This window comes from Thiocapsa sp., from assembly GCF_022340925.1.
In the GTDB taxonomy this organism is placed as follows: domain Bacteria; phylum Pseudomonadota; class Gammaproteobacteria; order Chromatiales; family Chromatiaceae; genus Thiocapsa.
In genome coordinates this window covers 12,099-27,911 of sequence record NZ_JAJDNA010000118.1, presented here as the reverse complement: position 1 = coordinate 27,911, position 15,813 = coordinate 12,099, and the positions used below count along the sequence as shown (strand labels likewise).

Below are 15,813 nucleotides of genomic sequence, written 5' to 3'. Positions count from 1 at the left end.
CTTCACGGAGCTCATTCACAACCTGGGTACACGCCTGTCCCGCTTCTTCGGGCGTTGCGCTCGGTCCGAGCCTGTCTCCCAACATTGCCGCTGCGCGGGCGTGTAAACCAGTTGGCCCCTCTCCAAGAGTGTCCGCATCCTCCTGACTTTGGTCGCGACCCACGCCAAACAGTCCCGCAATCTTCTTGGCAATACTCACACCCTTGCTAATCACCCAATCAATCGCCTTGTTGACCGGCTCCTGCACCGCCTCGATGAACTGCCGAATCTTGTCCGAGATATCTCCCAAGCTCAGCAGCGAGGCCAGGAAGCCAATCACGACCGGCAAGATCCGGTTCAGCGCGCCTTCGACGGCCTGGGCCATCGCGGAGATGTTGCCCGCGACGATGGTCCCTAGTGCGTTAACGATGGCGTTGACCGCGGAGATGATCTGCTGCCCGCGCTGCATGAAGAACATCACGATGTCGTAGATCGCCATGCAGGCCTTGACGAAGGCACTGGCGGGGTTCAGAAGCCCGACGAGCCACTTGACGCCGGCGACGATGATCTTGGTGATGACCCAGCTCTTGATCTCCTCGATGATCGCGTCCTTGAGGTTGCCGAGCTTCTCCAACAGCATCTGCCAGACCGCGGCGGGGCCTTCGGTGAAGAGGACGCGCAGGAAGTCCACCGCAGCCTCGATCTTGGCCACCATCTCCTCGCCGAGGATACGCACCGCGCGGGCGCGCACGTTCTCCTTGGTCAGGCCCAGCACCTGGAGCAGGATGTCGAGGAAGCCCTTTAGGTCGAAGGTCTGGGGCAATCGGATGCCGGCGCCCTCCAGCGCGCCGAAGAGCCAGCCCATGAGGGCCTGTTTCAGGTTCTCGGCGATATTCGCGACGAAGCGCTCGAGTCCGGCACCGATGCCCGCGATGAGATTGGTCAGGAAGCCGATCGGATCCTGGATGATCGCCTCCACCACGTCCGCGGCACGGCCCAGGATGCCCAGCAGCATGTTCTTGAACTGGATGACCTTCTCGATCACCCCGACGGTGGCGTCGTAGACCCGCTCCCAGAATGACTTGTTCTCTTCGCGGAGCTGCTCCTCGCGGGCATTGCGCCGCTCGATGCCCTCGCGGTACATGCCGACCATGCGCTGGACCACGGCATCTCGGCGCTCGTTGATCTCGCCTTCCAGCGCGTCGAAATCGGCGGTGATGGCCGTGGTGGCCTGTTCGGCGAAGTCCCGCTCAGCGTCCGAGACCTCGTCGGTCATGTAACGGTCGATTTCGGCGCGGCCCTCGGCCACCCGGTCGCGGGCCTTCTGCAGCTTTTCCTCAACGATCCGCGCCACCTCGGTGATTGCGGTGCTGATGCGCTCGTCGTAGACCCTTCGGCCGGCCGCGAAGGCTTTTTGCAGGCGTTCCTCGTTGGAAACGTCGTTCCACCAGTCGCTGATCGCGGTCCCGAGGCCGCCTTTCACGTCGTCAAAGGCGGCCTCGTAGCGCCCCATTGCCTCATCGAGGGCGATCTGGAAGGTGTCGTTCACCTCGGTGTCCATGTCGTCGAGGATCTCGGTGACGTCCGCGCGCACCGACGCGCCGATGGCTTCGATGTCTGCCGTGATCTCTTGCTTGCGCAGGTCGGTCAGACCCTGGGTGTCGGTCTGCTGTCCTGCCACGGCATTGAGCTGTTCCGCGCGAGCACCGTGGAAGGCCGAGAGCCCGGCTGCAATTGCGCCCTGCCCGCGCTCACGGGTGGCTTGCCGATCGGCGGCCTCCGCCTCGCGAAGGCGCGCGGGGGCCTCGCGATCGTTGACCTCGGCCTCCTCGCGCGCGCCGAGCGTGGCCTCGAACTGAGGATCGTTGCCGCGCCTGAGCTGCTCTTCGGTGATGTTGCTTTCTGCCGCGAGCGTGTCGACTCGCTCGCGGTTCTCCGAGGTGTCGATTGCGGTCTCGGTCGAGGGCGGCGGCACCACCGGCGCGGCGGAGACACCGGCGGGCGGCTCACCCACCTCCTCGGGCACCAGCTCCACCTCCTCCCCGCCAGGCATGGTCGCGGGATCGGGCTGCGCCTCCTCGTCGACCGCAGCGGGCAGGTTGCCGACCGCCTGAGTCTGCTGCTCGCCCATCGTTTGGCCCAGTGCGGCAGAAGCGCGCTCGGCGCCGTGCTGCATGACATCACGCGCCTCGGATTCGTTGCGCGGCTCGGGCATCGCCTGCTTGATGGCATCGCGCAGGGCCTGCTCGAATGTAGGTGTACTGACCTCGCCGGTCTCTGCGCTATCGGCGCTTTGAATGCCTGCCTGCTGAGCGGCCCGCCGCTGGGTGACCTCGGGCCGGTTTCCTGCGGCCACCGCGGTACCCGCCGCCGCACCAGCAGGCTGGTGGCTGGCCGAGCCGCTCGCACGCCGCCCGACTGCGGCCGCCGCCGGGGCTACCGCCTGCTCGGGGCTGGGCTCGGGCGCGGGCTCCTCCGGCGCAGCCTCGCCGCCCTCCGCTGCCGCTCCACCCTGTTCGGTTTGCAGAGCAGCCTCCGGCGCAGGAGCCGCTTGAGGGGGTTCGCCCTCTGCATCCGGAGCTTCGGCCATCGTGTCTTCCGCAGCCGTTGCCCCTGCGCCTCCCGCCGCTGACGAGGCCACCGCCCCCTCGTGGTCGGGCTCGGGCGCGGTCTCCGCCGATTCAGCCCCGCGTCCTTCAACGTCCCCTATGTCTTGTTCGGTCTGTGGGGCGGTGTCCGGTGACGGAGTTGGCTCCGGGGCTTGGGCCTCCGCCGCCGGCGCCTTGATCATGCTGGCCTCGGGAGTCACCGCAGCCTCTGCGCCCGTGGTTGTCACGGCGCTCGCGGCCATCTCCGGTGACCTCTCGGCCGCCGGCGGGACCGGCTCTACAGCCGCCGCGCGCAGGACTTCCGACGCCTGGCCCGGAATGGCCTCGGGGATGGATGCCGTCTCGGGGGCCGCCGACATCGCCCGTGCGGGCGCACTGCCGGCGGGCCTTTCAGCGCTGGTGCTGGGGGCTTCGGGAGCCCGCGAAGGCTCGGGCATGAGGGCAACGGCCGCGGGAGGAGCTTCCGGTGCGGGTGCGCTCAGATTTCCCGCACTGCCGGCAATCGAGCGCAGGCCCGAGACAAGCCCGCCTGGCCCTGAGCCCGGAGGCCGGCGCATGGGCACCCGCTGCGCTGCCGGGGCGCGGGCTTTGACGCGGGCGGATGCCCGCCGTGTGGTGGTTGTGCGGGCCATCGACACTCCCTACCGATCTACCGCCTCAGACGTGCGGTGTAGGGATGGAGAGACGAGCTATCCGTAGCGCTCTTTCTTGATTTGCTCATCGACCATTGCCTTGTAGTCCTGAATTCGATCGGCGGTTTTCAGGTTGAACGCCTTCTGCACTTGTGGCTGACGTTTCTCCAGCAGGATCTTGACCTGCTCCCAGTTGCAGGCCCCGCTCGCCAAGATCGTGTACGCGCGCTCTTCGTTTTCGAACAGCGCGAGGACCTTCTCCTCGAATGCCGGATCGATGTCCCTGTTCTGAAGTTTCTTGTAGCCTCGGTTCAACTCTTCTTCCTCGCGCGCGGCATATCCCTCGGTTTCTTGCTTGTCCTCCACCCTGCGGCAGAAGCACTCGATCGTCTTGATCCACTTGCGGTTTTTGTAAGGATTGTCGAAGCTGTCCACCAGAATCCCGCCCTTGCAGAGCTCCAGGCAGCCGATCAGGATCCAGCCCTCGCCGCAGCAGTCGAATTCGCTGCAGGTGGTCAGGCACTTGCAGGTCTCATCGTGCTCCGGCCAGCGCCAGCCACGGTGGGCTTCGCTATAGGTCCCGCTGGTGTCCGAGCCCTGGGGCTCGCTGTCGCCACAACCGTTCGCGTTGCCGTTCGGATCGTCGAAGGGATACATGCAAGCATTTTCGGGCTCCTCGCCCATGGGAAAGGCCCGGATCTCCACATGGTCCTGCAGTCGCGAGCACTGCACGCGCTCATCGGCCGAGCCGCAGCAATCCCCGCGCGGCGCTTCGGGCGAGCTCAGGCGTCGGATGAAGATGCAGACCTTGCCCTCCCGCGCATCACAACCGCATTGCTTGTCGCCAAGGTCGAAGGACACCGGTTTGCAGAGCTCCACCGGAAGACCGGCGCAATCGATGGCTGTCCCGCGCCCGATTTGGACCGTGAAGCTGGGATAGGCCAGTTCGGAGTAGTCGTCACAGGGATCGCAGCGCTCGGTCTTACCGCAGAGATCGGGGTCCGGCTTCAGCTCGAAGCCGCAGACCACGCCACAGCCGAAGACGGCACGGTTTACGGACTGCATCAGTGCGATCGGGTAGGCCATGGCCGTGCTCAGATCGTCGGCCGTGACGATCATGCCGTCCGTAAAATTGACCGACTCCGCGCGCATTGGAAAGGTTCGACCCAGGTTGGAATCCGGCTTGTTCATATCTCGCTCCTGTCGATCGAGGAATCCGCTTGCCGAGCCGCCTGAATCTCGGCTTTACCCTCCTGTTGGTCGGAGGGCGCCTGCGCCTGCTCGTAGGCATCCCGGCCGATCCGGAAGATGCTGATCCAGGTGTCGCCGGGTCGCTCCTGGCCGGGCCGGTTGAGGCAGGGATCACCCTCGTCGACGTCGATGGGGCGCGCGTCAATCATCAGGCCGCAGCAGTCGCGCACGATCTGCCCCCTGATCGAGATCTCGACCCGGGCCAGCCGTCCAATGTTGGCGCAATCGAGGATGGTGGACTTGGCATCGTCCACCTCGTATTTGATCCAGTCGTCTTCGGGGCAGATCAGCGCACCCCAGGCGCAGTCAGCCTCTGATTCCGGCGAAATGATCTCGCCCGCTTCGTCCAAGTGCAGGATCCGCGTTGGTATCCGCCAGGGTTCCCAGTAGTTCGCGCGGGTTTCGAGGATGAAGATGTCCATGATGACGCTCAGCGGGTGGAGCGTGCGTCGCTGCACGGGCCGCGTGAACATGATCGCGAAGCCATCCCAGGGCTTGATCGGCCACGACTGGCAGGCCTTGGCACGGTGCTTGAAGGCGGAAAAGGGCACGCGGTCTTCGTCGGACCATTCCTGCAGCTCCCACTCGGACCAGCTATAGGAAGCGATCTTTGCCAGCGGCACATCGTCGAGGTTGATCAGCTCGTAGAGCAGCGGGCTGCGATAGGCGACGGGCCGAAACCGGCAATTGTCCACATCGCCGCAATGGCAGAAGTCGTAGCGCGGATAGCAGTCCTCCTTGTCCCGATCCAGGTCGCAGATCTCGACGCAGGAGAGCGGGATGCCGGCCTCGGGATCGTAGGAGACGCGTCCGCAGTCGGAGGCCACCAGCGGTGGGGGCTCGGCGCAGGCATAGGCGAGCGCCTCGTCCTTGGGCACCGTGCCGGGCTGGAATCCGCTCCGGGTACAGATCCACTCTGTGCGGGTCATGCAGGCATCCAAAGGCACGTCCGGCGCGCACCCGTCGTGCGGTTTGCAGCTCTCTGTGAGGGTGAAGACCACGCAGCGATCCAACCACTCCGCGCCCTCGCGGCAAGGATCGAAGGCGCCGTTCTGGTCGGATTTCTCCGCATAGTGCACCGAGAGGGTGTAACGTCCCTCGGTGTGCGGTTTGGGCCCGATGATGTCCTTCATCGCCAGATGCCCGCCGCCCCAGAACAGCATGCGTCCATACCGGTCGAAGGCGAGGCCGCAGGTCACGTAGATGCAGCCGTCTTCGACAATCAAACGGCCCTTTGCGTCCGCGCGGATCTGGAATCCGTAGGCCACACCGATCCCGTGCATCGCGACATTGACCAACCGGTCGCGCCGTACCGCGTCGGCCTGCGACGCGTTGAGCTGTTCTGCCGTGAGCTTGGTGCCGGGCCGAAAATGCGGCGTCCGGGACCAGCAGTCCTTGTGTTCGTAGCCGTCGTTTTTCATCGCGTGTCTCCTCGGGAGGGCGCTATTCCAGGGTCAGGCTTCCATCCAGGTGGGCGGAGCCCAGGACGGCGGTGTGATCGGCCGCCGCCGTGCCTTCACGGGGCAGGCGCCACGCACCGAGCGCACGGCTTCTGTCGTCGTTAAGTCTAAGGAAGGTGCCCGCGTCGTCGTTGGGCCCGATGCCAGCCCCGCGTTCCAGGCGCCGAGGCGGTCGATGATCGCCGAAGGTGAAATCCATCCGTGTGTTTGCGGGGGCGAAGGTCCGGGCAATGCGGCCTGTGAAGGGCTCCAGCCGCTCGCGCGCGGGCTCGCCACCGAAAGCCCGCACGGTCACTGTCCCGCTGCACTGTGCATGGAGGGCGAGGTCGAGGCATCCATACCTCAGCACCGCCACGCCCAGCGGAGTGCGATGGCCGAGCCTCAGCGCCCCCGGTCGGTGCCGCGCCGCCAGCGTCTCGCGACCCAGCCTCGCACCGGCCGGGTCCATGGGCTTTGGCAAGACCCAAACGTCCGGACCGGTGCCGCTGTCCTCGATGCTGAAGCCTTCCGGCGCCAGGATCTCCATCACCTTGACGAGGCCCGCAAGCGTGCCTCTGAGCTGCAGGATCTCTGGTAGCGCGACGAGAAGCGCTCGGCGTTGGTCGGCCGGTAGCCGCGTGAATTCGCCGTGTCCGAGCCAGTGCAGCAGGAACCCGGTCCAAAGGTCATCAGTCTTGTCAGGGTCCACCCGCCGGATGCCGTCGCCGATCAGGTCGTCGATCTCGTCGGCGAGCGCCTGAAATGGCGCCAGCATCCGCCGCATCTGCCGCTCCGACTCGGTGCCCGGGCGGTAAATCGTCGGCATGTCCTCGATCAGCGAGCGGTTGGGATAGAGCACATCCAGCCGATTCAGCCGCGCCGCACCCGCACAGGCCGGGACCGAGACCTCGAGCCGCAGTGCCAGATACTCCGCGGTCTCGTCCCCCAGGTAGTGGCGCAACGGGTGCTCCATGCCATCTCCAAAATGCTCGCTGGCGGCTTCGAGCTTCCAGCCCTCGGTTAGAAGCGGTGCGCCGGGCTGCAGGGTGAAGGTGTCTCGGTAGGCCGCCGCCGCGCGGGCGTCTTCAAAGGCCCGGCTGGAGATGCGCACCCGCGCTCCCTCGGGAAGCCGGGCCCAGAGATCCGCACGCAACCAGCCCGACCTGTCCCCCCGGGGCGAGCGCAGAACGGGCCCGTACCAGGTCGCGGTCTTGGCGTCCGCTGTTTCCGCAACCTCCCGCAGCGCCCAGACCCTCTGCCCCGCAGCGGCGTAGAGCAAGCCGTTCGTCCGGAGCAGATTCGAGATCTCGGCCATGGGCTGTGCTGTTCTGATTTCGCGCAGCGGCTCCATCAATCCGAAGGCAACAGTGAAGATCCCGCCGCCCGAGGCAGCCATTAGCAACCGTCCCGGTCCTGCCATGGCCACAGCACCCGACGGTATGGGACCGGAGAACTCGTGCGTGGCCTGCGGGCCGCCGTCGGGCGGGAACGTCACCACTTGGAAGCCGCCTTGGACCCGGACGACCGCATGGATCGGGCCGTCGTCGTTCCAGCGGACCGCCGCGATCACCTCCGTGAAGCCGTCATGCACGCCCAGGACCCGCGCCTGTCCGTCGGCCCGAATCCGGCGAAACCGCAAGGCCTGTCCGCTAACCTCCGCAGCGATCACCCCGTCACAGAGGTCTGCCACCGCGTCCACGACACGCCAACCCGGGGCGTCGAACCCGCCGGTTCGCGCTCCGCCGCGGGCATCGAGCCTCACGATCGAGCCTCCGCTGACCGCCCACGCCGTTCGCTGCCCCCAGATCAACCGTTGAACGTTTCGGGCCAGCGAGCGCGGGAGCACCGCGACCTGTACCGCGCCTGCCTCATGGGTGGCCATCAGGGTGCCGTCGGACAGGAGCCAAAGGAGTCGCCCGCACGGATCCGTGGTCAGCGCCGCAGCCGTCTGGCTGCCGGACGCCCTTGCCACGGGCTCGGCTCCGAGCTCCTCGGGCGTGATCAGAATCCCATCCGGTCCGTCCGCGAACAGGAACCCCTCGATCCGTCCTTGCCCCCAGTGCTCCAGCGTGCGGAAGCAATAGACCTTGTCCGCTGGATGGGTCACGACTTCGCCTCCTCGCTGGGATAGCGAACCTCGATATCCAGCAGCCCGGTCCGAGCCACCTCATGGCCCTGGAGCGGGATAGGCGAAGTGCCCGGCACGCCGCCCGCGACTGTGATCGCGCTGCCAGCCACTCGGAGTACCTGCTCCTGACGTGAGGCCAAATTGCCGATGTCCTCGAGGGTTACGATCCCGCCCGCCTGCGACCACTCCCTCAAGGCGCCCCGGACCGCCTGCGCCACGTCCCATTTGTTCACTGTGGGCTGAGTGACCAAGGTCAGTTCGATGTCGATCCAGACCGGCAACTGATTCGCGGCGGGCGTTCCGTCACGCACAACCTCAACTGTCACCGCCTTTGCCAAGGCGATTTCCCGGTCGCTCAGCTCAACAGCCGCGCGACCAGGTACGGAGCCTGACCGCGCGATTCGGCAGTCGGGGATCCGAACCACCTCGTCCCGGCCCGCCACCAGCCCTTGAATCTCGCCGACGGTCACGTCGCGTCCCGCGGGCCAGGGCTCCACATCCGACCGACGCGGCAGGTCCCACAGCCTCGCGCGCACGATCGCTTCGGCCTCCGCCCGCACGGTGCTCACGTCCGCATCCGCCTCCACGACCAGCTTCAGCACGACATCAACGCCCACATACACGGGTGGCGACACGTAGAGTCGCTCGCCCAGCAACCTCAGCGGCGCCAGCACCCGCTCGATCTCGTCCCGCAGCCGCTCGCTGAACGGGCTTGGCGGCTGCGACGGATCCCGTATCGGCAGCACCAATACGGTCCGGCTTCCCGGTGCATCCTTACCTTCGAGCCCCGGACGCCGTTGCGCAGTGACCTGCACATCGGCCAGCCCCAGCCCGGCGGACATCAGTGATTCCCGCAATGCCTCCGCGCTGAGTAACCCCTCGCGCGTCCGACTGACCTTTCTCGCCCGGGTCAGCAACTCCGTCAGCCCATCGCAGTCTCGCCCGGGCGTCGAGGCCGCGATATTCGTGCCGAACACAACGCCGGCAATCGTCCATTGCAGTCCCGCCGAGACCGCGCCCTCGGCGCCACTGGTGCGCCGCACCGGTCCCATCCGGATCTGAGCGCCCAACGGCACGACTGGCCCGTTGATCCCGTTGCCGAAGACGATCCCCTGTTCGGTGAGCATATAGTGCGGGTCCCCCGGACCCGAGCTCGTTAGGTCCTCGCGCCGTTCCCACCGGGTCTCGACCCCGCCGACGTTGGTCTCGATCACCAGGGTCCGGTCCCGATTCAGGACGTCTGAGGTCTCCACCTCCACTGTCTGATCCGGCAGACCGGAGCCCTCGCCAATCACGCCACTCGGGTCGTCCCAACCCTCCCGCGCCGGCAACACGTTCAGGCCGATTCTTGTGATTCGGACCGACCCCGGCCTGAGTCCCTGATCGAGCCGAAGCCGGAATCGACTGGCATCCGGTCCCTCGGCGTTGACGCTGGAAGGGTATTCGGGGCGAAACAGGATCACCCCCGAATGCCTCAGCCCGCCGGTGCAGTCCAGGGTGTCCAGCACCCGCCAGAAGCCGCGGGAATCCCACTGCTCGAGCACAACCGGCTCCCAGTCGGCGGCGCCCATCTCTGCAGAAACCGCGAAGCCCAGCGACACGGGTCCAGACACCGCGAGCGGCACGATCGGCTGCTCGAGCTCGATCTCCAGCATCTGCGGCCCACCGCCCCAAGCGGGGAGCAAATCCACTGGGTCTCGACCCTCGGTCAGTCCGTCGCCGAGCGGTTTTCGCACCCCATCGGTCCAGGTCGACATCCCGTTGATCCCGGTTGCCACAGTGCGGACGTCTCCCATAAGCGTGAACCGGGCCTCCACCGCATCCGGTGAGCGGATCTCGGTTCCCTCGGCGAAGCTCATCTCCTGCACCCAATCCTTAGGCCATATCAGTATCTGTGCCGCTTCCGGTCCGCGCGGCGAGATGCCCATCAGCCGGGTGAATGCGGTCCGCAAGCTGTCGCCGACGAAGCCGATCCGATAGACCTGCTGGTCCACCAGCCAGGCGATTAGGTCGATCAGCGTGATGCCGGGGTCGTGGAGGTTGTGGTCGGTCCATGCCGGCGCATAGCGTGGAATCAGACCCCGGCCATCCTCGACCAGCCGATCGAATTCGATGTCGTCGAGCTCGGGCACGATGGACGTCATGCCAAGGCCTCCCCTTCGACGAGCACCGTCAGATCGGAGGTCGAAGCGGTGGTGATCACCTCATTCGGCAGCACATCGCCCAAGCCTCGGCCATTCGGCATGACGATTTCGACATCCACCACTCGATCAAGTGTCTCTAGCTGCAACAGTGCTCGGCGGACATCCGTGGGCCAGAGGCTGCGCCCCGGCGGCCAGCCAGTCCCGTCCGGTCCGCCCAACGCAGCGTGAAGGAAGGTCTCCAGGCGCGCCCGGGCATCCGTTTCGAGTGCCGCCAGCGCCCCAGGACGCGCCACGAGTGTCACCTTCACCGTCACCGGCACGAAGGCGGCACTAACCACCTCCAGGCAGGCTGGCCCGTATGCGTCACTCATCCTCGCGTGCAGTACCCGGCGCAAGTTGTCCCGCTGAGCGAGCGAGTACTCCGGCGTTCGATTCGCCCCCCGCGCCAGCACGATCAGGCGAACCCGCCCCGCTGGCGCGTTCGGAGCGAAGGCCCGGACCTGAGCGATCTCGCTGTCGTTGTCTCGGGCCAGCGCCTCCAGATCGGTCAGCGATAGACCTTGCCCGGCGTGGCGCAGGACCTGGGGCATCCGCGCAACCAGCTCGGAAGGGGACGGGGGGTGCGTTCCGCCTGCGATCGGAGCGGGGGCCAGCACCATCTCGACGCCTTCGACGCTGCCCTGCAGTGCTGCCTTGGCAAATCCGGCCGTCTCTACCCGCTCGCCGCCGCTCTGATAGGAAAAGGCTCGGATATTGTCCCGGCCCGCGGGAACGATTCGCCCGTTTTGGTCATCGCCGAAGCGCAGTCGCCCATCGGAACTTAGGAGATACACCCGCGCGTCAGCCGGCTGGTCCAGGAGGCTATCCACCTGGCGCCAGAGGACCCATTCGCCGGGCAGGTTCGGCACCTCGTCCACCACGGGGGCCGGCTCGCCTTTGCCCCCTGAGGCACTTAGATCTGCCGCTTCCTGGTCGCTGAGACGCTCGCGCACGCGAAGCTCCAGCGAATCAGGCAACACGGGTGGCTTCAGGAGCGTCAGCTCCAGGTTCGGCTCCCCCGCCGAAGACGTGAGCAGCTCCTGCCGAATGGTCTCTGCCTGCACGATCGAGACCCCATTGAGCCAGGTCCCCGTGAGCGCCGGCGCCCAGTCGCCCAGGTCCTCCACCCGCATGCGAAGCCAGTGGAGTGTCTTGCCGAACAGCAGCACCTGCGCAGACCGTTCGCCCACGTTGAACCGCAGGAGGCCGGTCCGGTGCAGGCCCTTGGTCGTGTCTTCGCCGGTCAACGGGGCCGGCACCCAGGCGTTTTTCGGGCCTAGGGTCTCGAGGATCAGTTTCGCCGTGCGGTCCTGTTCGCGGACCTGCACGAAGAGGCTGGCCGGGCCTGGCTCGAGGGATCGGGTCGTGCCCATCAGAATTGCCCGCCCGCCGCCGGTGCCAAGAGGCTCGGCCATCGCACCCTCGAACATGGCGAACCGCGCGCCCGAGAGTCGGTTGGCCGAGGTCTGATCCAGGTCCCGCAGATTGTTTCGGGCCACCACCTGAGCCGGCGCGTGCTCGGGCGGCAGCTTGAACCAGGCCGTCACACGGGCCACCTCGGGCGGGCGCAGCTCGCTGGTATCGACCACGACCTTCTGCTCGCTGGAGTCGGTCCCGACCTCCGTCGTGACCACCTTGTAGACCGGCTTGCCGTAATCCCCGCCGACGAGCCGGGCGCGAATCCAGTAATCCTCCTGCCCGCCGATCTCGGTCTGGGCCAGATCGCTAGGCACGATGAAGGAGACCTCGCCCGAGCGTGAGAAATCGGCGGTCGTGTCACGGAAGTTCTTGTCCAGAAGCTTCCATCCGTCGCCGTTGAAATACTCCCAGGACAGCTCTGGCGCCGAGAAATTGGAGGACAACACTTGGAGCTGGGGTACTTCAGCCACGATGCTTGCGCCGACGAACTTGACCAGATCGCCTATGTTCGGCGACGGTCCATCCCAGCCGCCAACGAGCACCGTTCTCTCGTTCGGCAACGCGCCGAGCACCTCGGCCGCAGCAATCCTGCCGGGCTGTGCGAACAAGCCTAGCCCTGCCGGATCTTCGGCAAGTGGCAGCGGCCCGATTCGAACCAGTGTCCCCTGCGCCGCGCTCGCGGTACGCGCAGCCGTTTCGGCCACTGTCTGTATCTGCTGGCATACTGCGCCATCGTCACCCGCCATCAGGTCCCTCAACTCGTCTTTCTCGGTGACGATCAGTTCGTCATCGGCAGACTTGGACTCGACGGTGAAGATTCCGTGGCGGCTCGTGTCATTCTCCGGCCGTATCAGCAAGCTCTGACCGGTTTCAATCGTGCCCGCGTCGTCTCCCGTAAGCCGACCATCGTCTTCACTGGTGGTATCAAATGTCAGCCCTAAGGTCCCGCTCTTCGCCCTTAAGACACGCACGGGCTCAGACCAGTCCGTCTCTCCCATATCCAGCTTGATGACGTCCGCGCCTGAGGCGGTCTGATCGAAGGCCATGACCTCTTCGATCGCCCGCTCCGTTGCGCCTTGGAGCACGCGCTCCAGCAGGATCAGGTCATAGTCATCTGCATCCGGGTCATCTGCATCCGGCGGGCTGGCCTGCTCCGCAATGATCGAATCCGCCGCCTCCTTGACCGACACCGAGGGATTGATCGGGAGCCGCACGAGCGTCTGATCGTCCGCACCGAACGCGATGAGCGCTTGGTCATGTTGGTCATCGGGCGGGAAAATCCCCGCTGACACATGGGAGAGGGGGCCACTCAGCGCCACGTCCTCCGACAGTATGTGGCGCGCGACCTGTCCGGTCTGAGGCGCCCACTCGAAGGCCAATCCCGCCCCGGGCGGGCTCTGGTAGCCGAGCACATGCGGCAGCGTGTCGTCGCCCTCGCTGAGCCCACGCACCAGCCGCAGCTCGGCACCCGCGTGGATCTCGAGCGCCGAGTCGCTATCCCCCTGCAGCGTGAAGCCGTCGTCCGCGATGGTGAACTCCCAGAGCTGCAGGTGGCTTGTCTCTGCGGACAGACCCGCGACCAGCAGGCGGTTGTCGCCCTCCCGCTCCATCCGCAAGCCGGCCGGACGCGCACCCGGTGCCAGTCGTATGGTGTCCGACGCGCCATCGTGCAGCGCATCCCAGCGAGGATTCTCGCCGTCGAGCTCCGTCCGCAGGACCCAGACTGCTCCAGAATCGTCCATCGCCAGGAATGCGGCCTCCTGGTCCTGAGGGTTCTCCGTTCGGTCCACCGAACCATCCACGAAGGCCAATACTGGATTGGGCGACAGCGTCGGCGGATCCATCGAAGTGATGATCTTGGCCCAACTCGTGGTGGTGGCGTGGGCATCTGGGCCGATCTTGAGCCAGTGCAATCCCCCCGAGGCGGCACTCACAATAAATCCATCGAAACTGAAGTGATTTGGCCCGAGCACCGGAACCGCGACCAGCGCCGGGTGCTCCGCGTCTTGCAGTGCGCCTTCGGGGAGCGCAGGCAGTTGGTTCCAGCTCGCCACCGTCACGGCATTTCCCAGACTGATTGACCCACCGCGACGGATCTGCACATTCGCCGCAACCAGCTCGCCATCGCTGACTCGCGCGATGACAACGTCGTTGGCGTAGACCACGACCTCCGTCCCGATTGCTGCGGGCAGCTTGCTCAAGCCGTAGGCCGCGATGCCAGCTTCCGGCTCCAGCGGGAGAATTTCCGTGGAGCCCACCTCCTCGGGTGGTCCGCCGACCTCGCGCCAGAGCTGACGCCCCTCCGTCAGGTCCAGCACCTGCAGCCGCCCGTTCAGGCCAATGCCATACGCGTGCCGCTCGGTGTCGGTGCGGAGTGCCATCGTGAGCGCGGCCAGGGTCGCGTCCACCAGGTCGAATTTGAGCGTGGCCACGGCCTTCGGCTTCGTGAATACCTCGGGGGCGGCCAAGGCGAAGGTATCGAAGCGCCGCGGCTCGGCGCCGAAGGGCAGGAAGGCCGAGGTGACCGGCAGCGGTGTGCTGTTATAGGCGGCCTGCGAGACGGTGTCGTTCGATGCATCCTCGGGCTCTTCGGTTTCGATCCCGAGGGTCACATGCTCCAGTTCGGCTGCTTCCGCGGTCAACGGGTGAGCTCCGTTCTCGGGAGCGATCGGGTGCTGCGGCCGGATCCTGATCCAGCGCGACTTTTTCTCGCCCAGCTCCAGCTCGTCCACCGGGCCGATCCAGGACTTGTAGAGCCGCAGGTCGCTGCCAGGACCCGCCAGTCGCACCAGTCGGTGCCAACGCGGCGCCTCCTCGGGCTCGCCCGGTCCCTCCCGCGTGCCCCAGATTTCGACCTCCACCGCATTGGGGGATAGAATGTCGGCAATGGACCCCGGCTCGAAACGCAAGGTGATCTCTGCCGGCTCCTTGACGTTCAGGATGTCCGCGTCCCCGACATAGAGCCCGTGCTCCTGCCGGTTCGGCATGGCGAAGGCGTCGAGCCAGACCATGCGCTCGATCGCGGTCACGTCGTCTACGGACAGCCCGGTGCCGCCCACCGGCGCCTTCAGCGTCGTCAGTCCGTCCTCGGAGAACTCCGCGACCTCCAGAAACACCGGATCAGCGTCGCCAACCGTCACGCGCAGCAGATCGTCCGGCAGGATCCCCACCGGCGGCTCGATCGAGATCACCGTCGCCTCCGGCCCGGCTGAGGCCGCGAGCCGATAGACGGGTCGCGGCGTCAAGTCCGGCTCCAGACTCGTCACCTGGGTAGGCGCCAGCTCGAGCCGATCCGTCGCCGGGTCCACGGTCGCGAGCCGATCGATCCGCGCGGGCTGGATGCGCAGATCCTCCAGCGTCTCAAAATTCTGGGACTCTCCAGCCAGCGTCTCAATCTCGATCCCGGTCCGGGCGCGAGCCAGTACCGGTGCGGTCTTGTCCTCCTTCAGGGCAAACACCGATACTCCCTGTGCCGCGACGGGGCCGGGCGGGGCGATGTCGAACATCTCCAGAAACGCCAACGCATCGCGCTGTGGCGTCTCGTCGAGCCGCCTAGTGGCCTCCTCGCCCAGGCGCGCTGCAACCTCGACGATCGCCCGGTCCGCGCCCTGGGTGTCCTGGGCACCACGCCAATCGGGGGCGAGCGCCGCGATGTCCCGCAGCAGCGCCTGCCGCAGCTCCGAGACGCGGCGCGGATCGACCGGCGGATAGTCCGGCGCCCGGGTCATGCGGCCTCCCGGAAATAGAAGGGATACACGAAGTTGCCGACCTGGTTGGTCGTGCGCATTCGGTAGCTCACCTCAATGGCGAGCCTTCCATCCCGCGCGCCGTTGGTGTCCACATCGACCCGCAGCACGTCGATCCGCGCCTCGAACCGCACCAGCGCCTCGCGCACCACCCGCTTGACCTCGGCCACCAGCGGCGAGGAAATCGCCTCGAAGGTCAGCTCGTGGATGCCGCAGCCGAATTCGGGTCGCATCACCCGCTCACCCTGCGCGGTGCCGAGAATGATCGCAATAGACTGCTGGACGTCGGTCTCTCCCTCGACCATCTCCACACGGCCCCAGCGAGGGTCCAGGGTCACGCCCCGCCGCTGATCCGGCGGTGTCCCGAATCGCCAGCCACGCCCGAGGAAAGGCGGAAAGCCTTGTCGGTTGAGCTCAGTTGCCATGG

Annotated in this window: 7 protein-coding genes; all 7 read right to left on the bottom strand. The window is 66.4% G+C overall.

Annotation, left to right across the window (positions count from 1 at the left end; all coding sequences use genetic code 11):
• Nucleotides 1–2,569: phage tail protein (locus LJE61_RS14115; RefSeq protein WP_519973040.1), on the bottom strand; the 2,569-nt coding region annotated here is incomplete at its 3' end.
• A gap of 708 nt (nucleotides 2,570–3,277) precedes the next feature.
• Complete coding sequence (locus LJE61_RS14110) at nucleotides 3,278–4,411, bottom strand: hypothetical protein (protein WP_296918735.1); 1,134 nt, start codon at nucleotides 4,409–4,411, stop codon at nucleotides 3,278–3,280.
• Entirely contained in the window at nucleotides 4,408–5,892 is a 1,485-nt protein-coding gene (locus tag LJE61_RS14105; RefSeq protein ID WP_296918733.1) for a hypothetical protein, read from the bottom strand. The genes LJE61_RS14110 and LJE61_RS14105 overlap by 4 nt, the downstream gene beginning before the upstream one ends.
• A 22-nt stretch (nucleotides 5,893–5,914) precedes the next feature.
• A complete protein-coding gene (locus LJE61_RS14100) occupies nucleotides 5,915–8,017 on the bottom strand; it encodes a hypothetical protein (RefSeq protein ID WP_296918731.1) in 2,103 nt (700 codons plus the stop codon).
• Entirely contained in the window at nucleotides 8,014–10,182 is a 2,169-nt protein-coding gene (locus LJE61_RS14095) for a baseplate J/gp47 family protein (protein ID WP_296918729.1), read from the bottom strand. Before LJE61_RS14095 ends, LJE61_RS14100 begins: the two co-directional genes overlap by 4 nt.
• On the bottom strand, nucleotides 10,179–15,368 hold the full coding sequence (locus tag LJE61_RS14090; protein ID WP_296918728.1) for a baseplate J/gp47 family protein: 5,190 nt from the start codon (nucleotides 15,366–15,368) through the stop codon (nucleotides 10,179–10,181). The genes LJE61_RS14095 and LJE61_RS14090 overlap by 4 nt, the downstream gene beginning before the upstream one ends.
• Nucleotides 15,365–15,811 carry a gp25 family contractile injection system sheath assembly initiator gene (locus tag LJE61_RS14085; protein WP_296918726.1) on the bottom strand — a complete coding sequence of 149 codons (447 nt, stop codon included), beginning with the start codon at nucleotides 15,809–15,811 and terminating at the stop codon, nucleotides 15,365–15,367. Before LJE61_RS14085 ends, LJE61_RS14090 begins: the two co-directional genes overlap by 4 nt.
• Nucleotides 15,812–15,813 lie beyond the last annotated feature (2 nt).

Excerpts from the sequence above, each read along its gene's own strand:
- LJE61_RS14110 (WP_296918735.1), bottom strand. The coding sequence starts at position 4,411 with ATGAACAAGCCGGATTCCAACCTGGGTCGAACCTTTCCAATGCGCGCG.
- LJE61_RS14090 (WP_296918728.1), bottom strand. The coding sequence starts at position 15,368 with ATGACCCGGGCGCCGGACTATCCGCCGGTCGATCCGCGCCGCGTCTCG.
- LJE61_RS14085 (WP_296918726.1), bottom strand. The coding sequence starts at position 15,811 with ATGGCAACTGAGCTCAACCGACAAGGCTTTCCGCCTTTCCTCGGGCGT.
- LJE61_RS14105 (WP_296918733.1), bottom strand. The coding sequence starts at position 5,892 with ATGAAAAACGACGGCTACGAACACAAGGACTGCTGGTCCCGGACGCCG.
- LJE61_RS14095 (WP_296918729.1), bottom strand. The coding sequence starts at position 10,182 with ATGACGTCCATCGTGCCCGAGCTCGACGACATCGAATTCGATCGGCTG.